Origin of the sequence: Mesorhizobium sp. SP-1A, from assembly GCF_032460275.1 — a bacterium.
Classification (GTDB): Bacteria; Pseudomonadota; Alphaproteobacteria; order Rhizobiales; family Rhizobiaceae; genus Mesorhizobium.
In genome coordinates, this window is the sequence record NZ_JAVXZD010000012.1 from 56,963 (window position 1) to 80,109 (window position 23,147).

General features: G+C 63.6%; 24 protein-coding genes. 3 read left to right on the forward strand and 21 right to left on the reverse strand.

What is annotated here, in order from left to right; all coding sequences use genetic code 11:
• Positions 1 to 107 precede the first annotated feature (107 nt).
• From QU595_RS28650 to QU595_RS28680, 7 genes are read right to left on the reverse strand one after another with little or no spacing between them, the layout of a single operon-like run.
• Positions 108 to 851, reverse strand: a complete 744-nt coding sequence (locus QU595_RS28650; protein ID WP_315928456.1) for a DUF2848 family protein — start codon at positions 849 to 851, stop codon at positions 108 to 110.
• Positions 852 to 871: 20 nt separating this feature from the next.
• A complete protein-coding gene (locus QU595_RS28655; RefSeq protein WP_315928458.1) occupies positions 872 to 1,780 on the reverse strand; it encodes a polysaccharide deacetylase in 909 nt (302 codons plus the stop codon).
• Positions 1,777 to 2,343: an ureidoglycolate lyase gene (locus QU595_RS28660; RefSeq protein WP_315928460.1), complete on the reverse strand. Its 567-nt coding sequence runs from the start codon at positions 2,341 to 2,343 to the stop codon at positions 1,777 to 1,779. Before QU595_RS28660 ends, QU595_RS28655 begins: the two co-directional genes overlap by 4 nt.
• A 1-nt stretch (position 2,344) precedes the next feature.
• The gene (locus QU595_RS28665) at positions 2,345 to 3,253 is read right to left on the reverse strand and encodes an NAD-dependent epimerase/dehydratase family protein (protein WP_315928461.1); all 909 of its coding nucleotides are present in this window, start codon (positions 3,251 to 3,253) and stop codon (positions 2,345 to 2,347) included.
• A 25-nt stretch (positions 3,254 to 3,278) separates the two neighbouring features.
• Positions 3,279 to 4,067: an IclR family transcriptional regulator gene (locus QU595_RS28670; protein ID WP_315928463.1), complete on the reverse strand. Its 789-nt coding sequence runs from the start codon at positions 4,065 to 4,067 to the stop codon at positions 3,279 to 3,281.
• 10 nt (positions 4,068 to 4,077) lie between these two features.
• Entirely contained in the window at positions 4,078 to 4,812 is a 735-nt protein-coding gene (locus tag QU595_RS28675) for a 3-oxoacyl-ACP reductase family protein (protein WP_315928465.1), read from the reverse strand.
• A gap of 53 nt (positions 4,813 to 4,865) precedes the next feature.
• Positions 4,866 to 6,266 (reverse strand): APC family permease, encoded by a 1,401-nt coding sequence (locus QU595_RS28680; RefSeq protein ID WP_315928467.1) that lies wholly within the window; start codon positions 6,264 to 6,266, stop codon positions 4,866 to 4,868.
• A gap of 471 nt (positions 6,267 to 6,737) precedes the next feature.
• Between QU595_RS28680 and QU595_RS28685 the strand changes: the two genes are divergently transcribed.
• Positions 6,738 to 8,045: a hypothetical protein gene (locus QU595_RS28685; RefSeq protein WP_315928469.1), complete on the forward strand. Its 1,308-nt coding sequence runs from the start codon at positions 6,738 to 6,740 to the stop codon at positions 8,043 to 8,045.
• 16 nt (positions 8,046 to 8,061) lie between these two features.
• On the opposite strand, the gene QU595_RS28690 is transcribed toward QU595_RS28685, so the two are convergent.
• Genes QU595_RS28690 through QU595_RS28705 form a run of 4 tightly spaced genes read right to left on the reverse strand, consistent with a single transcriptional unit; the run spans position 8,062 to position 10,731 of the window.
• Positions 8,062 to 8,610, reverse strand: a complete 549-nt coding sequence (locus QU595_RS28690) for a hypothetical protein (protein WP_315928471.1) — start codon at positions 8,608 to 8,610, stop codon at positions 8,062 to 8,064.
• The gene (locus QU595_RS28695; protein ID WP_315928473.1) at positions 8,607 to 9,155 is read right to left on the reverse strand and encodes a hypothetical protein; all 549 of its coding nucleotides are present in this window, start codon (positions 9,153 to 9,155) and stop codon (positions 8,607 to 8,609) included. The genes QU595_RS28690 and QU595_RS28695 overlap by 4 nt, the downstream gene beginning before the upstream one ends.
• Positions 9,152 to 9,958 (reverse strand): hypothetical protein, encoded by an 807-nt coding sequence (locus tag QU595_RS28700; RefSeq protein ID WP_315928474.1) that lies wholly within the window; start codon positions 9,956 to 9,958, stop codon positions 9,152 to 9,154. The genes QU595_RS28695 and QU595_RS28700 overlap by 4 nt, the downstream gene beginning before the upstream one ends.
• Positions 9,955 to 10,731 carry an AraC family transcriptional regulator gene (locus QU595_RS28705; RefSeq protein WP_315928476.1) on the reverse strand — a complete coding sequence of 259 codons (777 nt, stop codon included), beginning with the start codon at positions 10,729 to 10,731 and terminating at the stop codon, positions 9,955 to 9,957. The genes QU595_RS28700 and QU595_RS28705 overlap by 4 nt, the downstream gene beginning before the upstream one ends.
• A gap of 127 nt (positions 10,732 to 10,858) precedes the next feature.
• Here QU595_RS28705 and QU595_RS28710 point away from each other — a divergent pair, with 127 nt between their 5' ends.
• Positions 10,859 to 11,005 carry a hypothetical protein gene (locus QU595_RS28710; protein ID WP_315928478.1) on the forward strand — a complete coding sequence of 49 codons (147 nt, stop codon included), beginning with the start codon at positions 10,859 to 10,861 and terminating at the stop codon, positions 11,003 to 11,005.
• Between the two features lie 15 nt (positions 11,006 to 11,020).
• A complete protein-coding gene (locus QU595_RS28715; RefSeq protein WP_315928480.1) occupies positions 11,021 to 11,731 on the forward strand; it encodes a hypothetical protein in 711 nt (236 codons plus the stop codon).
• Positions 11,732 to 11,812: 81 nt separating this feature from the next.
• Here the strand turns inward: QU595_RS28715 and QU595_RS28720 are convergent, their stop codons facing one another.
• The 10 genes from QU595_RS28720 to QU595_RS28765 all read right to left on the reverse strand — a co-directional run bounded on the left by QU595_RS28720 (position 11,813) and on the right by QU595_RS28765 (position 23,067).
• Positions 11,813 to 12,757 (reverse strand): spore coat protein U domain-containing protein, encoded by a 945-nt coding sequence (locus QU595_RS28720; RefSeq protein WP_315928482.1) that lies wholly within the window; start codon positions 12,755 to 12,757, stop codon positions 11,813 to 11,815.
• A complete protein-coding gene (locus QU595_RS28725) occupies positions 12,754 to 15,105 on the reverse strand; it encodes a fimbria/pilus outer membrane usher protein (RefSeq protein ID WP_315928484.1) in 2,352 nt (783 codons plus the stop codon). The genes QU595_RS28720 and QU595_RS28725 overlap by 4 nt, the downstream gene beginning before the upstream one ends.
• A gap of 34 nt (positions 15,106 to 15,139) precedes the next feature.
• A complete protein-coding gene (locus QU595_RS28730; protein ID WP_410000590.1) occupies positions 15,140 to 15,859 on the reverse strand; it encodes a molecular chaperone in 720 nt (239 codons plus the stop codon).
• Between the two features lie 24 nt (positions 15,860 to 15,883).
• Entirely contained in the window at positions 15,884 to 16,381 is a 498-nt protein-coding gene (locus tag QU595_RS28735; RefSeq protein WP_315928486.1) for a spore coat U domain-containing protein, read from the reverse strand.
• Between the two features lie 189 nt (positions 16,382 to 16,570).
• On the reverse strand, positions 16,571 to 18,184 hold the full coding sequence (locus QU595_RS28740; RefSeq protein WP_315928488.1) for an FGGY-family carbohydrate kinase: 1,614 nt from the start codon (positions 18,182 to 18,184) through the stop codon (positions 16,571 to 16,573).
• 7 nt (positions 18,185 to 18,191) lie between these two features.
• A complete protein-coding gene (locus QU595_RS28745; protein WP_315928490.1) occupies positions 18,192 to 18,920 on the reverse strand; it encodes an SDR family oxidoreductase in 729 nt (242 codons plus the stop codon).
• A 25-nt stretch (positions 18,921 to 18,945) separates the two neighbouring features.
• Entirely contained in the window at positions 18,946 to 20,211 is a 1,266-nt protein-coding gene (locus QU595_RS28750; RefSeq protein WP_315928492.1) for an ABC transporter permease subunit, read from the reverse strand.
• A complete protein-coding gene (locus tag QU595_RS28755; protein WP_315928494.1) occupies positions 20,211 to 21,005 on the reverse strand; it encodes an ATP-binding cassette domain-containing protein in 795 nt (264 codons plus the stop codon). The genes QU595_RS28750 and QU595_RS28755 overlap by 1 nt, the downstream gene beginning before the upstream one ends.
• An 82-nt stretch (positions 21,006 to 21,087) precedes the next feature.
• Entirely contained in the window at positions 21,088 to 22,137 is a 1,050-nt protein-coding gene (locus tag QU595_RS28760) for a sugar ABC transporter substrate-binding protein (protein ID WP_315928496.1), read from the reverse strand.
• 45 nt (positions 22,138 to 22,182) lie between these two features.
• Entirely contained in the window at positions 22,183 to 23,067 is an 885-nt protein-coding gene (locus tag QU595_RS28765) for an AraC family transcriptional regulator (protein ID WP_315928498.1), read from the reverse strand.
• Positions 23,068 to 23,147: the final 80 nt, after the last annotated feature.

A 23,147-nucleotide genomic window follows, 5' to 3' on the forward strand; every position in this document is an offset into this window, starting at 1 on the left:
GAATGCAACGATGGATAACAGCGGCTTGCATGCGAGATTTCTGCGTTCGGCCGAGTTCCCGATTGGCATTCGTTGTCCAAAAGCCAAAGCGGCCGATGCCGTGCGGGTCAGCGCATATTCACCTTGTCTGACGGAAAGCCGTTCAAGGCTGCGCCCTGGCCTTGCGGATCATGCCGGGTCCGTGGGCCAGTTATATCGGAGAGGAAGAAGGTCGAAGCGATTTCGCGTTTCAAAACCGGATCATGAAGCCTGATGGAGTAAGCGCGGGCAGCCGGGTCTATGTTTCGCAGCAGCGGAATGGTGCCCGAAAAGAGCAGGCTGGCGCCGGCGTCGAAATCACCCCCGCACCGCGCGAGCTCGATCAGCTTGTCCGGCTCCAAAAGCATCTCCAGGGGGCCGCACTGGAGAAGGCCGCCACCGTCCGACAATTCCAGCTCGAGCTTGTCCCAGTGGTCGATCACATCGGCCAGCGGCCATGCCGTGTCGGCGACGATCTTCTGACACAGATTCTTGGATCGCTCCGCCCAACCGTGCCGCTCGGCCGCCAGATCGAACTGGTCGTTGCCGACGGTGACGTAGCGCCGTCCGTTCCAAGAGAACAGCACGAATTCGACCTCGGGCCGCGTGTCCGTTCCGACAACGTCGACCGTCCCCGCCTGCGTCAGAAGACAAGGCATCGCCCGATAGAAGACGGGCAAGTCGGCTGGCACCGGAACGCCCAGCCTGCGCATTTCGGTGGCGTGCATCTCCACGTCGGCGCGCTGCCGGCCAGCATAGCCGGCAAGCAGCACCTGCCTGATCGCAAGCGAAATCTGCTCCCCGCCGGGCGTCTTGAATTCGAGAACGGACAAGCGATATCTCCGCCGCGAGGTCAGCGTCGTGGTAGAACGCGCCCGACCGGCCGTTCGTACTGGGGTATGAGTTCGACCATGGGCTTGTGGCGGCCCGCATCGATTTCCGCGCGCACATGTGCGGCGATCTCCTCCATCGGCGCGAACCAGACGTCGCCTTGCGCGACGACCTTTTCCAGGAACTCCCGGAAGACATGCCAGCGCGACAGCCGCCCGGTAACGAAGGGATGCAATACGGGTACCCAGAGCGCACCATGGGCGTAGGCCGCCTCGAATTCGCGAAGGTAGAGATCGAAGCCGTTGCGGGCGCTGCGCACCGGCATCATGTAGTTCAGATCGAACGACTGAACGTATTGCGGCCAGTCGTCGAGACCCCAGTGGCTGGGTAGCTCGACGATTTCGCCCCCGGTCTTCCGGCTCTTGACGATGTAGGGGATGTCGGCGCCCATCAGCGACGCGTCGTAGCTGAAGCCGCGCTCCAGCAGCAGGTCCAGCGATCGGTTGGAGAAGTTGTAGAGTGGGGCACGCCAGCCGCGCGGCGCCTTTCCGGTCACGCGCTTGATGATCTCGATGCCGACGTCGAGCCAATGGGCCTCGTCCTCGGCGGTCTGCTCGAGCGGGTTTTCGTGAATGTAGCTGTGATGGGCGATCTCATGCCCACCTTTCTGGATGGTCTCGACGGCCAGCGGGTATTGCTCGATACACCAGGCCGGAATGAAGAAAGTCTGTCGGAGGCCGAGCTGGCGATAGGTCTCGACGATGCGCGGCACCGCAACCTGCGGTCCGTAGCGCAGCATGGAGATGGCTGAGACCCGTCGGTCGCCGTCGTTGGGATAGTCGACATGGATCAGGCTGTCGGCGTCCATGTCGAAGGTGAGGCAACAGGCGCATTTGGCACCGTTCGGCCACGCTATCGGGTTGGAGATCATTGCGTCTGCTCCTGTGAAAATGTTGGCGACTGCATGGAAACGGCTGCCGAAACGGCGCCTGCGTCGATGAAAATGTCCCCGTTCAGGAACACTTCCTCGTAGTCTTGGTTGAAATCAGGTCCGGGGCCGTCGCGATCGACCACGAGGAAATCGCCGGCGTCCAACGCTATCAGCGGGTGATGCCAGGTTGCGCGGTGATAGTTCACGCCCTGGCGGCCGTCGGTGACGAAGGCGCGCAGGTCGCCGGGACGGGGCCGGGTTCCGGCGGCCGCGACCAGGACGACGAAGCGCTGTCCGGCAAGCGGCACGAATGCCTGGCTGGACAGCGGATGGCGTTCCATCATCAGGATGCGGGGCGGCAGGCCGATGTGCAGGACACGGAAGATGCTGAGCAGCGTCCGGCCGCCGTCGGCGCCGCAGTCCGCCACGCCGAGACGATGGAAGCGTCTGGCGTCACCGCCATTGGTCAGGAACGAATCGGCGCCGTTGGCCTCGATCACGTCACCATGGGGCGCGAACGCCTCGCGGGTCAGAGGCTGGACGGGGATCAAATGGTTGCCCATGTCAGTATTCGTTCGTCCGCAGCCATTCGACATAGGCGGCCAGACCGTCCTGCAGCGTGAAGCTTGGCGCGTAGCCGAGTTCACGCCTTGCAGCGGACTGATCCCAGGGGCCTTGGCGGTCGAGGTGGCAATAGCCGCCACCGATCGCAATATCTGCGTCAGGCAAGAACTTTCGGATAAGGTCGACGGCTTCGGAAAGCTTCCAGCAGCGGTCGCCGAAGACATTGAAGACCGAACCGTTCGGCTTTTCCGCGAAAGCGGCGAGGATGGCCGCACGGCCGACATCCTCGGCATGGATGAAGTGAAACAGGTGGTCGGCGCCGTTCTCCATCTGGTACGCTTGGCCGCGCAGGACCGGCTTGATGATGTCGCGCAGGATTTGTGGCATCTTGTTGCCCGGGCCGTAGACTTCGCTGAAGCGCAGGCACAAGGCGTCGAGCCCGTAGAGTTCGTTGTAGACGCGGCTGAAATGTTCCACCGCCACCTTGGTGACGCCATAGGGAGTGGTCGGCACAGTGGCGGAACGCTCGTCGATCGGTTCGATGTGGTTGCCGTAGACGGTCTCCGACGAGAAATTGACCAGCCGCTTGATGCCGGCCAGCCGCATCGCCTCCATCAAATTGACGGTCCCGTCGATATTGGCGACGACCGTCGTGACCGGCAGTTCGATCGACAGGTCGGGATGCGACATCGCGGCCGTGTGGATGATGCGGTCGACCTCATAGCGCTCGATCGTCCTGACCAGGCGGGGGATGTCGTAGAGTTCGCCCTGGACGGGAGTTATCAGGTCGGTCACCAGCTCGGAGTAGTCGCGGTTGTAGTTGACCACCCTGAAACCCTGATCGGCGAGTTGGCGCACGATAATCCGGCCGGTGTAGCCGAGGCCACCGGTAACGAGGACCGAAGTCATTTTCTGTTCCTTGCTTGGGCGGCAGTCAGTTCGGCCGCCGTTGAGAGGTTCTGGCGCCAAGCGCCTGCGAGATCCTGGCAGTATGGGCCACGATGAGATTGCCCAATCGTTCCGGCGTGGGATTGAGAATGCGTGTGGTAGGCCCCGGCACGCTGACGGCGGCGATCGCCACACCCTTGCGATCGAGGATCGGTGCGGCGATGCAGCTCACGCCTTCGTCGACCTCCTCGCGCTCGATCGCATAGCCGCGCTCGCGCGTGCCCTGCAAATCGGCTCGGAACGCCTCCGCCTCCACGATGGTGCGCCGCGTGTAGCGCTTGGCTCTTCCGTCGCCGAAGATCAGCCGCAAGGCATCATCCGGATTCTGAAAAGCCAGGACCGCCTTGGCGGAAGCAGAGGTATTGGCCGGAAAAGTGCTGCCCACGCGGATCGACATGTGCAGTATCCGCTTGCCTTCCGCCTGGTCGATGTAGACCGAGCTGCGCCCGTCCAGCGCCACCAGGTTCGCCGTTTCGCCGCTTTCCTCGGCGATGGCTTCCAGGTGGGGCCGGGCGACCACGCGCAGATGCGCCGTGCGCAGTTGTACGGATCCCGCGACACCGATGATGCGATGGCCAAGGACGTAGGAATTGCGTTCCTTGCCGCGCGTCACGTAATCCGCCTCCACGAAGGTCGTCAGCAGCCGGTGCGCGGTACTGGGCGACAGTCCGGTCCGTTCCGACAATTCCTGCAAGGTTGCGCCCCGCGCATCGAACTCTGCCAGCGCCTCGAGCAGAGAGAGGCCGCGCAGGAGCGATTGGACTTCGCTGGTCATCAGTCCCTCCCTAGATCGCGGTACCGCCGTTGGGGCTGACGATCTGCCCGACCATATAGCTCCCGCCCGGCCCCGCCAGGAATTCCACGGCAGCAGCGATCTCGTCCGGCTGTCCGAAGCGCCGCAGCGGAATCTGTTCGCGCGTTTCGTCGTTGTATTCGACCGTGTCGTATTTGAGCATATGCGTCTCGATCGGGCCGGGCGCGACCGAATTGACCAGCACGCCATGTGGCGCCACTTCCTTCGCCACAGCCTTGGTCAGCGCGATGACGCCGCCCTTGGATGCGCAATAGGCGGCATATGTTGCAAAACCGATCAGGCCGAGCTCGGACGAGACGTTGATGATGCGTCCTGCGCCCTGCGCGATCATGCCCGGCAAAACGGCGTGCAGGCAGTTCCAGGTGCCGGTGAGATTGATGCCGATCACCCGCGCCCAGTCCTCGGCCGTCGTGTCGACGCTCGCCTTGGACAAGAGCACGCCGGCATTGTTGACCAGCACGTCGATACGACCGTGGCGACTGGTCGCCGTCTCGACCAGTGCGGCAACATCCTCCGTCCGCGACACGTCGCCGGTGACGAAGGTCGCTTCGCCGCCGCATGACCTGGCCTGATCGGCGACGCCGGCACACTCGTCACCAAATTGCCTGTCGTTGAGCACCAGAAGATCGCCTGTCGCCGCGAACCTCCTTGCGACGGCCAGACCGATACCACGGCCGGCGCCCGTCACCATGATCACCCTTTGCATTGCTGCGATCCCTTCGTTGGCCTGATTTTGGGGAGAACCGCTTGAGCCCGCCTTCATGCGGCGGTTCGCGACCACGTCCTTAACAGAGCAAAGAGCGCCACTCCCGCGACCGCCAGCACCAGTTCGCCGACCAGGAACTGGCCTTCTTGCTGCGCCAGCGCGAAACCGGTGAAAAGGGTCACAGCGAGCGCCGGCAGCGGCCAGAGCGGCATCCGGAACGGGCGCTCACCATTTCTGTCCTTGATGCGGCTCCACAGCGCCGCCAGACCGATGCAGAAATACACCGCTGCGATCATCGTGCCGGCGAAGATGATGAGCCAGTCGAGTTGGCTCACGAAAAGCAGCGGAATGGCGGGAACCACCAGCGCCACCACGCCCCATCCCGGCACGCCGTGCTTGTTGAGCGAACCCAGCCTCTCGTTGACGCCGGCCGGCCACAGACGGTCCCGGCCGGTGGCGAAAACGCCGCGCGCGAAGTACATGATCAGCGAAAGTGCGCCGTTGAACAGGGCGATGATGACGCCAATGTCAACGACTGCCTTGGCGGAGGACCCGAGCGCCTGCTCGACAGAGTAGACCACCGGCGTGGGGCTTGTCAGGAAGGCCAACAGGTCGGGCGCCGCCACGACCGCCGCGGTGAACGGCACGGTGATCAGAACGCTGGCCAAGAGCGCCGTGATGACGACCGCCTTGCCGATGTGATGCCGCCCGTCGTGCATTTCCTCGGCGAAGCCCAACGTCGCGTCATAGCCGTTGATGATGTTGAAGGCGGGTGCCAACGCCGTGATGGCAATTGCAAAGGTCACCGGCACGAGGTTGCCGTCGACCACATGGACGGGCGCCATGGTCACTGCAGCGAGATCCTGGTTCCAGTTGAGGACTGCGGCCACCGTGATGATGCCCAGCACCGCCACTTCGACGACGACCATCACCGCGGTCGTCCATGCGCCGACCTCCACGCGGGTCAACGCAATGAGCCCGGCGGCAATCAGGGCCACGAATGCCACCAGTTCATTGGAGACGCCGAGGCCAGGAAACAGGTCCCTCAGGAAGACGGCGATGCCGAGAACCAGGGCGGCGGGGATGAAGATGCCCTGCAGCACGTAGTTCAGCAGCGTGATCCAGGCGATCGGCGCCGGCAGCACGTCCTTGACGATCGAATACATGCCGCCGGCCGAGGGGTTGCGCGCCGCCAGTTCGCCCAGGCAGAGCGCTATCAGGACGACCACGGCACTCAATATCAGGCAGGCACCGATGGTGAACGTGCCGCTGATGGAGACAACGCCTCCCGTCAACAGAAGCACGGCCATCGTCGGCGATACGTCGGCCATCGCCAAGCCGACGACATGCCACACCCCGAGCGATTTGCGGAATTCGTGCGTCTTCGGATCGTCGATGAGCGCCGCTGACGCCTGTGCAACCTCTTCGAGCGGCGCACCCATGCCTGTCGACATCTTTTCCTCCCAGAAAGCAGACTGTTGGTGGCTGGCAGGATTCCCTCCGGGGCCACCTCATTCAAGATACGGATTCCGTATCGTGGAATCCGTCGCGCTTTTTTTTTGAGGAGATTGCCGCAGAGGTTTTGTCGGCAGGGTGCTGACCGTCCTTCGAATAGAACTTGAGAGTTTGCTCGCGGCCGGCCATGGCTCGCAATGGCGGCGGCGTTTGGGCTCGCTGCCGTCGTCGCCCAGAACCTGCCATCCATTCGGGTCCCGATTGCTGAGCGGGCCGCGGCCGGCGATCTCGTTTCGAAAGCTGCGATGCTAAAGCAGCCATCCCCTCAGATGGTGAATCTACAGGCGTCGAAGATTTAGGCTCACCATCGCCCCTTTCTTTTCGATAGTGCGGTGGCCTACAATAAGATTCCGACGGGGCGGGAACCTTGACAGCCAGGCAACAGTTTGCCCGGAGGCCCGCGACGACACATGCCCGAAACCTTGAATGTTATCGGCGCCCATATCAGGCTGAGCGCAAACCTTCTCCTGCGTTTCGGCGCGCCGCTCAGCGCGATATGGATGGGCGGCAACCTTCTCAATATCCTGCTGCTGCGCGGCGCAGTTGAAATTGGTATCCTCAGCCGGTTTGCGGGCCTCGTCGCGCTGGCGCCTGTCATCTTGCTTCAGCTTCTCGTCTTCGCAGCAATGTTCATCACCTTGCGCGACGGACTGTGGCAGCTGCGAAGTCGGCGCCAATCTCCTGAAACGGAAACGACCGAGCCCGAGGCACGCGATGGCGGATTTTTCACCGGCGCCCTGCTGGCGGTGCTCATTCCGTTCTATGGCTATTATGCAGCCTGGGGCTTCCTGTCGAACACGTTGCGAGACTATTCGAAACTGTTCCTCGACACCCAGATGAGTCGCATCGATTTCCTGCATCCGGAAAAGTCCGCCCCCACCGCGCTGGAGGTGCAGAGTTCATTGTGGGTCGGTATGGCGGTCCTCATCATATGGGTGCTGCGTCGAGCCGCCAAGGAACGGCACGAGAAGACAGGCAATCGCGTTTGGCCGCTGTTCGTTGTTGCATGCGAGGCGACCTGGGTCCTGCTTGGCCTCTATCTGATTTCCGGCTGGCAGGCTCAGTTCGTGGAATGGCTTTCGCAGCTCCCTTCGCCGCAGGAGCTTTTGCGATCATTGGTCTTGGCAGCCGGTGCCGAAGTGATGAGTCCGGCGATGCGGCCGGTAGATTGGCCTCCCCAATTCGAGCTTTGGCAATGGCTGACATCGCTGTTCTGGTATGCGGCCCTGCCATTGATCTGGTTCAATCTCGGCGCGATCATCTATGGTCACGATCTGAACATGATGACCAGCACGACAGAACGGATAACGGGCCGCATGCTGAACCGCTGGACCCGGCTGCCGAAGCCCATCACCGACTTTATCGGCTATTTCTGGGGTGGAACGGTGAAGCGGTGGCACGCGGTGGTCAACGGCGTGCTGCTGGCGGCCTCGGCCGGCGCCGCCCTCACCGTCTCCGTCATAGTGCTCTGGCGTCTTGCAGACTGGTTGGGGCGATGGGCCTGGATCGGTGCGACGCAGCTCATCGGTCCGCAAGATCCGCTGGTGTGGCGAGTGGCGGAACATCCGCTGAACATGCTGTTTGGCTTTCCAGGCCAGCCGCAAGACGGCCTGCTCGTCGTTGTCGTTCAGTTCTGCATCCTCGCGGCAGGTCTGGAACTGGCCGGGCGTGCCCAGCAGCAGTCAGCAACCGGCGCGGCACCGCTGCCGCAAAACTGATCGGCAAACCCTGCATTCATTCCGGTTTGAAGGTGCGCACCGTCGGCCTGATCTTAAAAGCCAGCGCTGCCGGGCGCGTCCCGGAGCCCGAGACATGCAAGGTCAGGTTGTCGAGCGCTGATGCAGGCAGGCGATAGATCTGGTCGAACGCTGCCGAGCCAGCCTCCGGGACAGCCAGAGTATTGCAATCGCCATTGTCCTTTCCGTCCGGCGCCAAAATCTTGATGGCGTCGCGTATCCTGTAGTCATGGAGCGGCAACCACGTCTCGCCGCCCTCTCCTCGCAGGCTGGCACGGCAATCCACCCATGACTTCGCGGCTTCGGTCATGCCCTGAAGTTCGAGACGCACATGGAGCAGCGCACGATCCGGCCTGCTGTCGACAACGGCCGCGCGTGCTTCCCGCACGCCGACGCGAAGACCGGCGAGCTCTCCTTCGGCAGCATCGGCACGGACGATATTCCATTCCCGCTGATGGGAAAGGTCTCTGAGATCGGGCCACGCCAGCAGGCCGAGCATGGTTGCGAACAACACGAGTGTGGTCCCGAGCCAGAGCGTCTGTCTCATGGGCCGAGCCTCAGCATGGCTTGCTTTTCCGGTGCCGATGCAGGCGGGGCAAAATGCACGGCGCTGTCCATGAGCATACTGCCGCGCGCCATCAGCACCAGCCGCCCGCCGGCGATCTCGTCATCGGGCAGTTCGAATACGGCTAGCGGCCGATCGGTCAAACCTGGCTCGAACCGGGCCTCGGAAAGGACGCGGGGTGCGTCTTCGAGACGAGCCGACTGATTGTATTGACGGCCGGTTGCCCCAAGCCAGATTGCCTCGACCTGCCGGGACTCCTCCCGCGCCGAAATCGAAAGCTCGGCGACCAGAAAAGTGGCGGACGTATCACGAACGACATTCTTCCCGTACCGCGTATAGGAAACAGCGCCGGCCGAGCTGAGGCCGATCAGTTCAGCCGTGAACAATCGTCCTTGCCCGACGCCGTTCTCGTCGGAATGAACGGCGAAAGGCTGGAAACTGCTGTCATAGCCCGGCAGCGTGTTCATCATCGTCCCCAGCATTCCACCGCCGAGCACGACGGCCACGAGATTGGCAAGACGGCTCATGCCCCGGGCTCCGGCCGCGCATTCAGGATGCCGGCCGGATAGAACAGCAGCCAGCTTGCCTTGGCATAGAGATTGTCCCTGAGCTTGAATTGCTGCGCACTGAATTCGATCGTCACATTCTGCGCGCGCCAATCCGCCGGAAGGTCCCAGACGATCGCGACATCCTCGCTTATGCGCGGTTCAAGCTGCTTCAGCAGCTCCCTGTCGCGGACGAGATAAATCATCGGCGGCGGAAAATCTGTGCCGCCCGAGGAAAGCGCCGGCAGCTTTTCCGCCGGCCCCAATATCGCCGCCTGGCTCGTGCTCGTCACATTCTCGAGCCGTCCGGTAAGGACCAGCGACCGGCCGGCCTGCGAACGTGCTGTAGTCGATGGCGGGCCTTTCTCGACGGTGAGCTTCTGCGGCGTGAAGACAGCGCGCCCTACGTTGACGGGCTTTCCAAAGGTGACCTGCGGTGGCGTGTCCGGCATGCGAGCGTCTTCCACCTTCATCCACCACGCGACGACAATGGCGGCAGTGATGCCGATCGCGGCAAATGTGCGAAGCCAGATTTGACGGATTGTCGATTTCAGCGAAGCCATCGGCAGATTGAAGCGGATGCCCGCCTGATCTTCAACCACTTTTGGCTTCGTCACGGTGCGGGAGTAACAACTCCCCCGGCGGAAGGATGATCTTTCCTTCCAGCGTGGCGGAAGAAACCGAAACACCTGCGGCACGGGCGCGTTCTGCGCGACAGCGTCGTGGTGGAGATGCTCAATACGAAGACCGCGCTGTTTTTCCCGACCTTCGCCGGGGGCCGTCATGCGATCTGCTGGCCGGAAAGCGCTGTACGCTCGATCTTTACCGATGTCGGAGCCAGCCCGTACATACGTCGGCAAGTGCGCGTCAGATGGGCCGAGTCCGAAAAGTTCGTCGCATGGGCGGCCTCCGTCCAGGACATGCCGCCGAGTCCGAGTTCGAGCGCCTTGTTGAGACGCGTCCACAAAACGTAGGGCCGGAAGGCAATACCGGTCTCGGCGACGAAGAGATGCCGCATCCGTTCTTCGCTGAGGCGGGCAATGTCGGCAATGTCGGCGAGCGACAATGGCTGGTCGAGATGCGCGCTGATCCACTGTATGGCCCGGATCGCCCGTGAGTCCGTCGGCCTGCGCGGCCTCGTTCCGCCAGACAGGCGAGATATCAGGGTCAGTGTTTGCTCGATCAGCGTTTCGTCGGAAGCGCCTGCGTCGTAGCAGCGTGCCAGGTCCCGAACATCGTCGTCGAGCGCAACGATATCACTTTCCGCGTGACGCTCCAGCAGTGCCCGACCGAGTTCCGATTCCGGTTCGAAAAGGATATTGGCCACTCGCCGCCCCGGTGCCTTGAACTCATGCGGGACTCCCGGGCGGATCAGGACGCCGCGCGGGTAAGCGGTCCAGGCATCGTCCGGTCGACGACGGAACTCGACCGGAGCATCGAACCCGAGGGCGATCTGGATGGCATGATGTGCATGCAGGGGTACCGGGTCGACGGCGAGACCGATCCAAAGGTTGCCGCCGCTCCAAAAGATTACGCGCCCGATCCCTGTCACCTGCATCGTTCTGTTCCAGCGTACTGCAATGCGCCGCTCTCGACCCACCGGCGCACGGATTTCAGCCGCTACATTCAATCCAGCTACGACGGCAAACGGTACATGCGCTTCATTCGACAAATGGAGTCAAGACATGTTCATCAACCGCATCATCAACGATCTGACCGCCCGTCGCCGCCGTCGTCGGGATACGCTCATTCCGGCCACCCTGAGCGACCGCCGCCTCAGGGACATCGGCATCGCCCGCTACGAACCTATCGATTCCAATTCGTATCGGTGATCGAGGGGAATCGCCATGAACAACAACAGCTTCACAGAGCACGGCAGATTCCGGCTCGCCGGTTCGCTCCTGCTTGCAGGCCAGTTCGGCTACATCATCGTCACCCAGTTGCATGCGGGTGGGAACGCCAATCAGCACCACGAGATCTTCGAAACCTATGCTCACAGCCGAATCTGGGGCCTGGTGCATATCGGCCAGTTCGGAAGCATGGCCGTTCTTCTTGCCGGTTTGCTCGTGTTTGCGTCAGCCTTCAATTCCGAAACGGGTGCAGGGCGATGGCTGGCGCGGCTCGGGGCCGCGGCGACGGTGGCCGCGCTGGCGCTCTACGCCGCACTGCAGGCCGTGGACGGCGTCGCCCTCAAGGAGTCGGTGAGCGCCTGGGCGGCCGCGCCGGAGGCGGAGAAGGCCGCGCGCTTTGCGGTAGCCGAGTCGATCCGCTGGCTCGAATGGGGCATCCGGAGCTATCAGGATTTTGCGCTGGGCGGCGCGCTGCTGCTTCTCGCGGGGGCGGCATACCTCTCCTCGCAACTGCCCCGCTCGATCGGATCACTGATCGGCCTCTCCGGCCTGGCCTACATCGCGCAAGGCTGGATCGCCGGGACTGAAGGGTTTTCCGCGGCACAGTCGATCTGGATTGTGGCAGGTTGGGCTCTCGGCATCATCTGGATGGCCTGGCTTACCTATACCTCCCGCTTGGCGAACTGCGCATCCGTCAGCCAGAAATAGTCCCGATTCATCAACGGCCTCCATCTGGAGACTGGGAATCACGCAAGCCCACTCGATGGAAGTGATTTATGGGTCCGAACCCTAATAGGTGACCGTCACAACGACTGTGTCCGTATATGTGCCGGGCGCGGGCGTCGTCTGGGAAGGAACCCGTCCATAGACCGGGATGCCGACTGCGACGCCCGTGCCCGTTCCAGCCACGGTGTTCGTTCCGACAGTGCTGCCCCATGGCAGGCTGCGTGCAGCGTCCCGATAGAGGCCGTAGGTGATCCCCATTGTGCCCAAGGTCATGCGTCGGCTGGTCGGACCGGTGCCGGTCTGCCCATTGTCGAGGCTGATTGAGTAGTTCGCCCCTGGCGTGCAACTGACGCTGACCTGGCCTGTGGCATCGACATTCGAAGACAGAACCCCCTTGGTTCCGAAGTCGACGGTCTGCGTCGAAACCCTGCAGTTCGCAGCAACCGACGCCGTCACGTTGAAGCTGGGGCGGGCGACAGTTCCCGTGAGCGTACTGCAATCGCTTGAGGTGGTGTAGCGATACCGGAATTCCGTATTGTTGCCGGAGAAGCTGGAAAGATAGCTGCCGGGTGGAGCCGTCCCCTGACCGCCGGGCACGGAACCGTAAATGACGCTCGATCCGGTTGCCGATCCGAGCGCCCCGAGCGTCACGGCCAGTGCTGGCGGCCGTGCCGGATATGGCCACGTGTACGAACCCCAGACAAGGTTTTGGGCGGAATCAGAATAGAGCTGGAAATTCAGCGGACTCGTTCCGTTCAGCATCTGCCTTGCGGCAGCGGTCGCTCCGCCTGACCCGCTGCCGATGTTCGGACAGACAAGGATTCTGGCCAAAGGAGTGCCCGAACAACTTACGTTCAGTGTCGCGCTGCTGGTCGTCTGAGCGCCCGAAAGCGTATCGACCTGGCCGAAGTTCAATGCCGATATGCTGAAGTTGCAGCTTTGTGCCCATGCCGCCACAGGCAGAAAACTGACGACCAAAAAGACGACCGCTTTCGAGCCCACCCTCATTGGCACACCACATCCTTGATTGAAACCTGCTTGCCGGAGGTCGGCCGGTAGGCAAACCGCGCCTGGCAGGAATTGCCGTCCCCGAGATCGATCGTGACGCTGTTGTTCGATTTGAGCGCGCGAATGTAGGCCTCGCCGTCGTAGCCGATGACGAAGGATTCCGAACTTCCATCCAGGGTGCCGGCCGAGCTGACGGGAAGCGCGGCTCCGTTCGCGTCGACGAAAGAAACCAGGGCCGCGTCCGGCGTGTCAGAAACGCCGAAATCGACAACGACGCCGCTACGGTCGGCGGGCACGACGATTTCCTTGGTCTCAGGAACGTCGGCATCGACAGGAAGATTGCCCGGATCGATGGAAACCGTGTTGCGCTCGTAAGAGCGCAGGTCAGGCACGATAATCCGGCCGCGGCTGTCGGTCTTCCCAACCGGCCTGTTCTGGTAGTGCACGTCGACATCGGGCGCCCCGACGTTGACCACGGCGAACGCGTCGTCGATCCGATTGGTGGCGAACACACCGCCTCCGGCAACGGCGATCGCGCCATCAAATTCCGCAGTGGCCCGGACATCCTTGTCATACTGCTCGACGGTGGCTTCGGCCCGCCCGACGGACGACCTGTAGCTGGCAGATGCCATGCGATGGGGAACGTCGCCTTCGGAGGTCTTCAGCCTCCAGCCCACGCTTCCGTTTTCGAGCTGCTCCGATTTCGTAAGCTCGGCGAAGCCCCTAACGCCGTCAGGTCCGTCTTCGACACCCGTCGAGGCATTGATATCGTTGTCGAACGGGATCGAGAGCCCGGCGAAGATGCCGAAGCTGTCGTTGTCGTCGAGATCCTTGAAGGCCGTTGCATAAAACGTGCTGTTCTTGAAAACCCGCTGGCTATAGGAAACGCCGACGATCTGGCTCCGGACGCCATCAGCGTCCTTGATGTTCGTGTAGGAGAGATTGAGGTTCGAGAAATCCAGCGGTATCGGCATGCTGATCGTGGCCTGGTCAATCTCCCGTGGCACGCCTGCGCTGTAAATTGGCAGGCCATCCGTTCCGAATGCGGGCTCGGCGGTGATCGAGGCGATATCCTCGTAGTCGCCGAAGGCCCGCTGAATCCGCCCGTAGAACGTCCACCCATCGTAGCCGAGCTCGACAGTAGCATTCGCAAGCATCCCGCTCTGGCCATCGTGATAGCTGCCCGCGACGGCAAGCGATGCGGCACCGTAACCTCCAAGAGGGAAAGCCATGCCCGCGCCGCCGTTGACCAGATCCTCGCCGCCCTCGACGTGGCCTTCCAGCGTCAGCCAGTCCGCGACGCCGTAGCGTGCGCTCGCGGAACCCATCAGTCTCTGGTCGTAGTTGTCGGACTCGATGCCGAAATCACGCCGGGGAAACCCGGCCTCGGCCGAGAAATCGAGCAGCCCCTTACGCAGCAACATGCTCGAGGAATAGTAGGGCAGCGTCGTGACGGTCTCGCGCCCGAGGGCATCCCGCAGGACAACTCTCGCTTGCCCCTGGCCGGTGATGGCGGGGATGTTGACGACCTCGAAGGGGCCGGAACCGACATCGCCTGCATAGGTTCGGGCGTTCTGGGCGTAGACCTCCAGCGTCGAGGGAACCGCCGCGGTCCCCGAAAACGACGGCAAGGGCAGAGTGACCAGGTCCGGTCTGAGGGCGAAATTGCGCTCGATCTGCACGCCGCCCATGAAAACCGGGCGTGTCCAGGGAAGACCGCCGGAGACAAAGTCGCCGACCCGATAGGTCAGCATTCTTTTAGGATCCGAGTACGTCCAGGTGGTGTTGAGCCTTCTGAACGGCTCGAATTCGTCGTTCGAATAGCCTGCGATGAAGGATTGGCTGAGCGTGCCGTACGGGCTGAAAATCCGGGCGTCGAAACTGCCGGAGATACCCTGGAAAATGTCGTCCTCTTCCCGGTCGGTCAGTGAATTCGAGCTGGCGAACAGCGAGTAGTTCAGGACGCCGCCGTAACTGGAACTTGGATCGAGGCGGTCCTCCTTTTCGTCTGCCCCGGCGTCGATGATCTTGGTGGAGCGCGCCTCGTTCGTGGTGGTGACATAAATGCGCTGCCCGGCCTGATCGACCCGGAAGCCGACCGACGGCAACCTGTCGAGGACGACCAGCCCGTCCGGAGTCTCCGCACTTTCGACGGGCTTCAGCCCGACCTCGGTCAGTTCTTCCGGAGTCGTCGCAAGCTGTCCGTCCGGCAACCGCTTGAAATTGCCGATCAGTTTGGTCGAGGCATCATTGATGAAGACCTCGAGGTACAAGTCCTCCGCTGCTGGCGTCTGTGGTTCCGGATTCGTTATGTCGGTTGCCTGAGGTTCCGCTAATGCGGACGACATAAGGAAAACCGAAGCCAGGACACAGAACGAAAGCCTAGTTGCCGACAGCGACACTCGCCGAGATCGGTCCGGCGGCGCTGTTTGCCGACAGCTTCACTTTGCCCCCGCCAAGACGGGTTCCGCCCCCCACCGGAAACTCCATGGTCGCGCCGCCGAGCACGTAGCCGACCAACCCCTTGCGACTGGCAATCGTCTTTGCGCCCTGCGTCAGCTTGAGATCGGAAAGACGCAGCCTGCTGCCGCCCTTGTTCCGGCCGACCAGTTCCAGCGAGCCGCCCGACCGTTTCAGTTGCCAGCTGACTTCCGGGCCACCCGCGTCGGCATTCCGGAAGAAGACCGGGATCATGTAGCGGACAACGAGATTGACCGTTCCGGCTTTCTTGCGCGACGGATCGGGCAATTCATCGACGACCACGCGATAGCTCTCCTCCGTCTTGACGGGGGATTTATCGACGCGGATGACGCGGATCGTGTAGTCGGCGCTCGGCTTCAGCTTCGTGGCCGGCGGGCTGGCGACCACGCTGGATGTCGGCTCCAGCTGCTCCGAGCCGCCTTCCTGCGTCCAGCGGAAGACCCTTATCTGCACATTCAGCGGCCTTGTCGCCTCGTTGCGCAGCGTGAATGTGGCCGCGCTGTCGGGTGCGATCAGCTCGACTGTGGTCGGCGCAACCCGCAACGAGGCAGCTTGCGCTGTTGGCACACCAGCCAGCAGGATCGCAGCGACCCCGCAGAATCCTTTCAAAACGGAAAGCACTGTTTTCCCCTCCCGTGCGTCGGATCAGTAGGTTACGGTGATCGCGACGACATCGGAGTAGACGCCCGGTGCCGGGGTATTCTGGGCCGGAACGCGGCCATAAGCCGTGATATTCTGGACAGCGCCATTACCCGTTCCGGCAACGGTGTCGGTCCCCGCAGTGTTACCCCAGGCCTGAGTGCGCGCCGTATCCCGGTAAATCGTATAGTTGATCGTAGCGGATGCCGCGCCTGTCATCTTGCGGACGGCGGTGGTTGCCCCAGTCCCGTTGCCCACGCCAAGGCCAACGGTATAGGGAGTGGTGTTCGTGCACTGAATTCCGATCGTCGTCGTCTGGTCAATGTTGGCGTCGATGACCCCCTTGGTGCCGAAATCGAGATCAGCCGCGCTGACCACCTTGCATTCGTTCTGGATCGTGATTCGGACGTTGAGATTGCCAGTGGCAGTTGCGGCAAACGCGCAGGCAGGGATGACCGACGACGCAGCACAGATAACAGCGATCGCTGAGTTCAGTAGCTTCATTTCGCGCTCCTTTTTCCCGTTTCCGCCCCTACGGAAATGGGCGAGCGCCCCCTGCCTGTGAATTTTATGCCATCAGCGTGATTGTGGATCACCACGATAATGGCAGCTTCCGGGAAGCTGCGGACAAGCGTTGAACGGCTGGGATGGCGGCGCGTTGCCGACTGGCAGCATCGGGGGCGGCCTTTGCCGTCAATCGCCGCCTGCGTTTGTGTCGCGACCGACGCGCTGCAGGGCCTCGAATGCTGCGAAGCGCCTGTCGTGCCAGTGCCGAAGCTGCGGGTCAGGTAGGTAGACGTTGCCGAGTTCGGACATCGCGGTCATTGCATTGGCCACCGAGGCGTGGCTGCCGGCGGCGACCGAGGCGAGGATCGCCGAGCCGAGCAGGACGGGCTCCGGCGACGTCGAGGCCGCGACGGCGAGGCCGGTCGTATCGGCCAGCACCTGCCGCACCAGCGGGTTCTGGCCGGCGCCGCCGCTGACGACGATCGTGTCGGTCGAGATGCCGGCCGCGCGCTGCGCCTCGACGATCTGGCGGGCGCCGTAGCCGATGCCCGCGACTCCGGCCAGATAGAGGCCGACAAGGCTATCGAGGCCAGTATCCATGCCGATGCCGGCGATCAGCGCTCGCGCGTCCGGATCGGCGAACGGCGCCCGATTGCCGAGAAATTCCGGCACGACGATGAGGCGGCCCACCAGCGCCGCAATGGCGGGCGCGCCGCCCCGGCGCTCGGCTTCGCCGGCCAGCCATGCGCCGAGGCCGATCCCCTGCGCGGAAGCCAGCGCCGCCGCCTCGGGACTGGCAGGATGCATCCTCACCAGATGGTCGAGTGCCGCGCCGGCTGCCGACTGGCCGCCCTCGTTCAGCCACAGGCCCGGCACCATGGCCGAAAAATACGGTCCCCAGACGCCGTCGACGAAGGCGGGGTCGCGCGTCGTCGTCATGGTGCAGGCCGAGGTGCCGAAGACATAGGCCATGCGGCTGAGCACGTCGCCCGGTCCGCCGCGCGCACCCACCGTTCCGATGCCGCCGGCATGGGCGTCGATCAGGCCGGCGGCGACCGCCGTGCCTTCGGCCAGCCCCAGTTCCGCGGCCGCCTGCGCGGTAAGGCCGGCGCCGAGCGGTGTGCCGGCGGGCACGATCTCGGTGCCGATGCGCTCGAAACCTTCATCGGCGAGCCGCCCCAACCCGACAGTGCGGAAATAGGTCTCGTCCCAGCGCCTCTCGTGGGCGAGATAGGTCCACTTGCAGGTGACGGTGCAGACCGATCGCGCCATGCTGCCGCTGCTGCGCCAGGTGAGGAAATCGGCGAGGTCGAAAAAGCGCCAGGCATCGGCGAAGGTTCGCGGCAGCTTTTCCGCCAGCCACAGCAGCTTCGGCGTTTCCATTTCGGGAGAAATGCTGCCGCCGACATAGCGCAGCACACCTTCTCCGCTTGCGTTGATGCGGCGGGCCTGGTCGGTGGCGCGATGATCCATCCAGACGATGACGTTGCGCTGCGCGTCCCCTGACGGTCCGGCGGACATGGGCTTGCCGTCCTGGCCCAGCACCACCAGAGAGCAGGTGGCGTCGAAGCCGAGACCGGCGATGGAAGCGGCCGGCACCTTCGCGGCGGCGACCGCCTCGCGCACGGTCTTGCACACCGCGCTCCAGATGTCGTCGCTGGACTGCTCGACCACGTCGCCGGCCTCGCGCCACAGGCGGATATCCTGCTTGGCTACGCCGAGCATCGTGCCGGCCGCGTCGAATACGCCGGCGCGAACGCTGCCGGTGCCGACGTCGACGCCTATGAAGTGGTCGGCCATGAGGTCCTCAAAGGTCGACGCTGTTGGGCAGGATGACGAGATCGCGCACGACGACGTTGCGCGGCCGCGTCAGCATGAACAACACGCATTCGGCGACTTCCTTCGGCTGCATCAGGCTGCCGTTGGCAAGCGCCTCGTCCATCTTGGCCTGCGGCCAGTCGTCGAGGAGCGCCGTCACCACCGGGCCGGGCAGTACCGCGCCGACCCGCACGCCGTGCTGCGAAACCTGACGGCGCACCGTGTGCACGAAGGCCTGCACCGCGAATTTCGAGGCGGTGTAGATCGGCTCCCACACCACCGGCACGACGCCCGCGACGGAACTGGTGAAGATGATGTCGCCCGACTTCTTTGCGATCATGTGCGGCAGCACAGCGTGCACGCTGCGAAAGGCGGCGTTGATGTTGAGATTGAGCATCCGGTCCCATGCGTCCGGATCGCCTTCGGCCACCGCGCCGCCGATATAGGCGCCGGCATTGGCGTGGAAGATGTCCAGTCCGCCGGCCAGGGCCTCAATGCGCGGCATGATGGCCGACACTTGCTTGCCGTCGAGCAGATCGACCACCAGCGGCAGCGCGTTGGAGCCGAGCTCGGCGCACAGGGCCTCCAGTCTGTCTTCCGCGCGGTCGATCAGCACCACCTTCGCCCCGGCCGCCAGCATCTGCCGTGCGCATTCCAGCCCGATGCCCGATGCCGCGCCGGTCACCGCCGCGACCTTGTTTTTGAGAGGCTCTGTCATTGTCTTACTCCGTCAGCATGCGGGATCATGCTCGGCCATGGCTCACGCGCGACCTGCGTGCCAGCGAATCCACGATGACGGCGACGGCAAGCACGCCGCCGGTAATCATGTAGCGCAGCGACGACGACAGGTTGAGCAGCGTCAGTCCGTTCGAGATCGCCTGGATGACGATGATGCCGAGCAGGGCGGAATAGGCACTGCCGCGCCCGCCGAACAGGCTGGTGCCGCCGATGACGGCGGCGGCGATGGCGTTGAGGTTGACGTCGCCGGTGCCGGCCTGCTGGCTGGACGAGGCGAGCCGCGCGGCCGAAAGCACGCCGCCGACCGCCGCCAGGGTCGAGCACAGCAGGAAGGCCGAGGTGTAGATCTGCTTGACGTTGATGCCGGAGCGCCGCGCCGCTTCCCTGTTGCCGCCGACGGCGAACATCGAGCGGCCCCATTTGGTGCGCGTCAGCGCGTAGTCGAGGCTGACGACGAGCAGGACGAAGAAGCCGAACATCCACGGCACGCCGCGGCCGCGGTTGAGATAGTAGACCGCGAATTCGATGAGCACCGTCAGCGCCACCGCTTTCGTCACCAGGATCGTCACCGGCTCGGCCGTCAGCCCGGCGGCCTTGCGGCGGCGCATCGCCGACAGGCTGGAGACGATCATGACGATGCCGGGAACCAGCGCCAGCAGATGCGACAGCCAGGCCGGCATGATGAGAATCTGGCCGAAGGCCACCAGGGGCGAAGCGTAAGGCAGGTTGATCGAGCCGGTCGGGCCGAGGATGTAAAGCTGCATGCCCAGGATGGCGAGCAGACCCGACAGCGAGGCGATGAAGCTCGGCATCCCCAGCCGGTTGAAGAGAAACGAATAAACCGCGCCGACGGCCATGCCGGCCAGCACGGCGACCACGATGGCGCCGGCTACCGGCCATCCGGAATTGACCCACAGCACGCCGACCAGCGCCGAGGCGAAGCCGCTCATCGAGCCGACCGACAGGTCGATTTCGCCAAGCAGAAGGACGCAGACGATGCCGAGCGATATGATGCCGACGGTGGCGCAGTCGAACAGCAGGTTGACCAGGTTGTTTGGAGCGAGAAACACCGGGTTCAGGCTGGAGAAGACGACGGAGATCAGGATCAGGCCGACCACCACCGGCAACATGCCGAGGTCGCCGGTGCGGACCCGGTCGATGAAGCTGCGCGCGGCGTCGAAAATGCCTTCTTCATGGCTGACGCGCGTATCGCTGCGGTCGAGCGCCTGCCTGTTCGGGACGTCCTTGTCGGAGCTGTTTTTCTGGTCCATCAAACCTGCCCCTGTTCCTGCGCCTCGGCGGCCTTGCGCACCTCGCGGCGCGAGACGGAATTTTCGGTCGCACCGGTGATGGCAGCGACCAGTTCGTGGCTGGACGATTCCGGCGTGAAGATGCCGTTGTTGCGGCCCAGGCGCAGCACCACGATGCGGTCGGCGACCGCACGCACGTCTTCCATGTTGTGGCTGATGACGATGACGCCGAGGCCGCGCGAGCGCACCCGGTCGATCAGGTTCAGCACTTCCGCTGTCTGCGCCACGCCGAGTGCCGCCGTCGGCTCGTCCAGCATGATGATCTTGGGATCGAGCAGCAGGGACCGCGCGATGGCGACTGTCTGGCGCTGGCCGCCCGACAGAGAGGCGACCGGCTCGCGCACGGACGGAATGCGCGCCGCCAGTTCCTGCAACAGCGTCCAGGCGCGCACCTCCATCTGCACCTCGTCGAGGTGGTAGGGCGACAGTTCGTGGCCGAGGAAGAGGTTTGCGACGACGTCGAGGTTCTCGCACAGCGCAAGGTCCTGGAACACGGTCGCCATGCCCATGCTGAGCGCCTTGCCGGGATTGTCGAGCGTTACTTCCTGGCCGTTGAACTCGATCGTCCCCGCGCTGGGCTGGTGGACGCCGGCGAGGATCTTGATCAACGTGGACTTGCCCGCACCGTTGTCGCCGACCAGCGCCACGACCTCGCCGGCATAGACGTCGAGGTCGATGTCGGTCAGCGCCGAGACGGCACCGAAACGTTTTGAAACATTCCTGAGTTTGAGGATCGGCTCGCGGGACGGTGTCACGGGATCGGCCTCCTTCAAGACGATGCGCTTGGGCCAAGCGCGCCCGGCCGCGCCGTGCGGCCGGGGCCTACGTTAGACCTGATTACTTGGTGATCCCAAGCTTCTTGCAGCCTTCGGCATACTCGCCGGTGCAGATTTCCTCCGGCTTCTGGATGCCCTTGTCGAAAATCTCCGCCTTGATGTTCTCCTGGGTCACGACCGCCGGCACGAAGAGCTCGGAGGGCGTGTTGTAAAGCGTCGTCTTCGGTGCCGGCGTCTCGCCCTTGAGGAAGGCGACGGCGACCTTGGCGGCGGCGGCGGCGACGATCTCGGACGGCTTGGAGATGGTGTTGTACTGGTCGCCCGAGATGATGAGCTGAAGGGCCGCGATCGTCGCATCGTTGCCGGTGACGGGCGGGATCGGGTTGACGCCGGCCGCCTTGAAGGCGGCGATGGCGCCGCCGCCGGTGCCGTCATTGGCCGCGACCACGCCCTTGATCTTGGCGCCGAAGCGGGTGATCTGGCCGGCCGTCCATTCCTGCGCCTTCGGCGGCGCCCATTCGGGCGTATCGAACTCGGCCAGCGTCTTGTAGCCGGAATTCTCGAGGCCCTTGTGGACACCGTCGCGGATCAGGCCGGCAGCGGCGTCGGTCGGCGAGCCGTTGATCTCCAGCACGCCCGAGCCTTCCGCCACGCCGGTCGCCTTCAGGTGGGCGACAAGCGATTCCGCGATGGCTTTGCCGATGCCTTCGTTGTCGAAGGAGACGTAGTAGTCCGCCTGCTTGTCGGGGATCGGGCGGTCATAGGCGATGACCTTGACGCCCTGTGATTGGGCGAGCGTCACCAGTCCGCTGGCGGCGGCCGAATCGACCGGGTCGAGCACGATCACCTTGGCGCCCTGGGTGATGACCGAATTGAACTGCTGCTGCTGCAAGGCGACGTCGGCATTGGCGTTCTGGTAGATCACCGTGCATTTGGCGCAGAGCTTTTCCATCTCCGCCTTGAAGCCGGGATAGTCGTGCTGCTCGTAACGGGTGGACGCCTGGTCCGGCATCAGGAAGGCGACGGTCGCGGCCTCCTGCGCGCTGGCGGCGGAGACGGACAGCGTCAGCGCGACGGCGCTGGCAGCCAGCAATGCGGCGTGTAGTCTCATGATGGTGGTTCCTCCGGTTGCAGTCGTAATTCCAGTGTCCGGCCGTCAGGCCGCTTCGGCCAGGTCGATGTTCTCCGACATCAGGCGCCTGAATTTCGTCGGCGGCATTCCCTTTTCTGCGAGGAATTGCCGGTTGAAGTTCGACAGGTTGTTGAAGCCGACCTCGAAGCAGATTTCCGTGATCGGCGCATCCTCGTCGCTCATCAGGATCTGGCAGGCGAGATTGATGCGCAGCCGCCGCACGTACTGGACCAGCGACATGCCCGTATGCTTGCGGAACGCCCGCGAGAACGTGCTGGTCGATTGCCCGGCGATCGCCGCCAGGTCCGATTCACCGAACGGCTTGGTGAGATTCTGGCGGATGTATTCGAGCGCCTTGTTGGTGCCGGCCGACATGTAGCCCGACGGGTCCGGCAGGTAGCCGGCGCTGGCCAGCGCCTGGGCGCCGGCGCTGCGGCTGAGGCAGCCGAAAATCTGCAGGAAAAGCTCGATGCGCCGAATGCCCTGCGCCTCCATCAGCTCCAGCATCAGCGGCGCCACGGCCTGGCTGGTGGCGGTCGGGAACAGAACGCCGCGCCGGGCACTTTCCAGGAGCGGTTGCAGGCCGGCAAGCTCCGGCAGCGCCGACTGCATCCCCCGGATCGCCTCTTCCGAAAACTGGACGATGCGGCAGCGCACGGGCACGGTGGTTCCGGCCGCAATGTCGCTGACCCAGTTGTGCGGCAGGTTCGGTCCGGTCAGCACCAGGTTGCCCGGCTCGAACTCACCGATGAAATCGCCGACGAAATAGCGGCCGGTGGTCGAAACGACCATGTGCAGTTCATACTCGGGATGGAAGTGCCAGCGCACGGTGCGGAAAGGATAGCCGTGCGACCAGGCGGCGAAGGATTCGCCGGGTCTTATCTGGACCAGTTCCAGATCGGGCTCCATGTCCCTGCCTCCCTGTCGGCGGCCGTGCCAGTTTATTGTTGGAGGTCGATGGCCGCACCTGTGAAACACTAGGGTCGAGC

What these genes read in the sequence shown, in the direction of transcription:
- QU595_RS28725 (WP_315928484.1), bottom strand. Translation starts at nt 15,105, where the DNA reads ATGTCGTCCGCATTAGCGGAACCTCAGGCAACCGACATAACGAATCCG.
- QU595_RS28675 (WP_315928465.1), bottom strand. Translation starts at nt 4,812, where the DNA reads ATGCAAAGGGTGATCATGGTGACGGGCGCCGGCCGTGGTATCGGTCTG.
- QU595_RS28660 (WP_315928460.1), bottom strand. Translation starts at nt 2,343, where the DNA reads ATGGGCAACCATTTGATCCCCGTCCAGCCTCTGACCCGCGAGGCGTTC.
- QU595_RS28750 (WP_315928492.1), bottom strand. Translation starts at nt 20,211, where the DNA reads ATGGACCAGAAAAACAGCTCCGACAAGGACGTCCCGAACAGGCAGGCG.
- QU595_RS28740 (WP_315928488.1), bottom strand. Translation starts at nt 18,184, where the DNA reads ATGGCCGACCACTTCATAGGCGTCGACGTCGGCACCGGCAGCGTTCGC.
- QU595_RS28670 (WP_315928463.1), bottom strand. Translation starts at nt 4,067, where the DNA reads ATGACCAGCGAAGTCCAATCGCTCCTGCGCGGCCTCTCTCTGCTCGAG.
- QU595_RS28665 (WP_315928461.1), bottom strand. Translation starts at nt 3,253, where the DNA reads ATGACTTCGGTCCTCGTTACCGGTGGCCTCGGCTACACCGGCCGGATT.
- QU595_RS28710 (WP_315928478.1), top strand. Translation starts at nt 10,859, where the DNA reads ATGTTCATCAACCGCATCATCAACGATCTGACCGCCCGTCGCCGCCGT.
- QU595_RS28655 (WP_315928458.1), bottom strand. Translation starts at nt 1,780, where the DNA reads ATGATCTCCAACCCGATAGCGTGGCCGAACGGTGCCAAATGCGCCTGT.
- QU595_RS28685 (WP_315928469.1), top strand. Translation starts at nt 6,738, where the DNA reads ATGCCCGAAACCTTGAATGTTATCGGCGCCCATATCAGGCTGAGCGCA.
- QU595_RS28720 (WP_315928482.1), bottom strand. Translation starts at nt 12,757, where the DNA reads ATGAGGGTGGGCTCGAAAGCGGTCGTCTTTTTGGTCGTCAGTTTTCTG.
- QU595_RS28690 (WP_315928471.1), bottom strand. Translation starts at nt 8,610, where the DNA reads ATGAGACAGACGCTCTGGCTCGGGACCACACTCGTGTTGTTCGCAACC.
- QU595_RS28705 (WP_315928476.1), bottom strand. Translation starts at nt 10,731, where the DNA reads ATGCAGGTGACAGGGATCGGGCGCGTAATCTTTTGGAGCGGCGGCAAC.
- QU595_RS28760 (WP_315928496.1), bottom strand. Translation starts at nt 22,137, where the DNA reads ATGAGACTACACGCCGCATTGCTGGCTGCCAGCGCCGTCGCGCTGACG.
- QU595_RS28680 (WP_315928467.1), bottom strand. Translation starts at nt 6,266, where the DNA reads ATGTCGACAGGCATGGGTGCGCCGCTCGAAGAGGTTGCACAGGCGTCA.
- QU595_RS28735 (WP_315928486.1), bottom strand. Translation starts at nt 16,381, where the DNA reads ATGAAGCTACTGAACTCAGCGATCGCTGTTATCTGTGCTGCGTCGTCG.
- QU595_RS28715 (WP_315928480.1), top strand. Translation starts at nt 11,021, where the DNA reads ATGAACAACAACAGCTTCACAGAGCACGGCAGATTCCGGCTCGCCGGT.
- QU595_RS28745 (WP_315928490.1), bottom strand. Translation starts at nt 18,920, where the DNA reads ATGACAGAGCCTCTCAAAAACAAGGTCGCGGCGGTGACCGGCGCGGCA.
- QU595_RS28765 (WP_315928498.1), bottom strand. Translation starts at nt 23,067, where the DNA reads ATGGAGCCCGATCTGGAACTGGTCCAGATAAGACCCGGCGAATCCTTC.
- QU595_RS28695 (WP_315928473.1), bottom strand. Translation starts at nt 9,155, where the DNA reads ATGAGCCGTCTTGCCAATCTCGTGGCCGTCGTGCTCGGCGGTGGAATG.
- QU595_RS28700 (WP_315928474.1), bottom strand. Translation starts at nt 9,958, where the DNA reads ATGACGGCCCCCGGCGAAGGTCGGGAAAAACAGCGCGGTCTTCGTATT.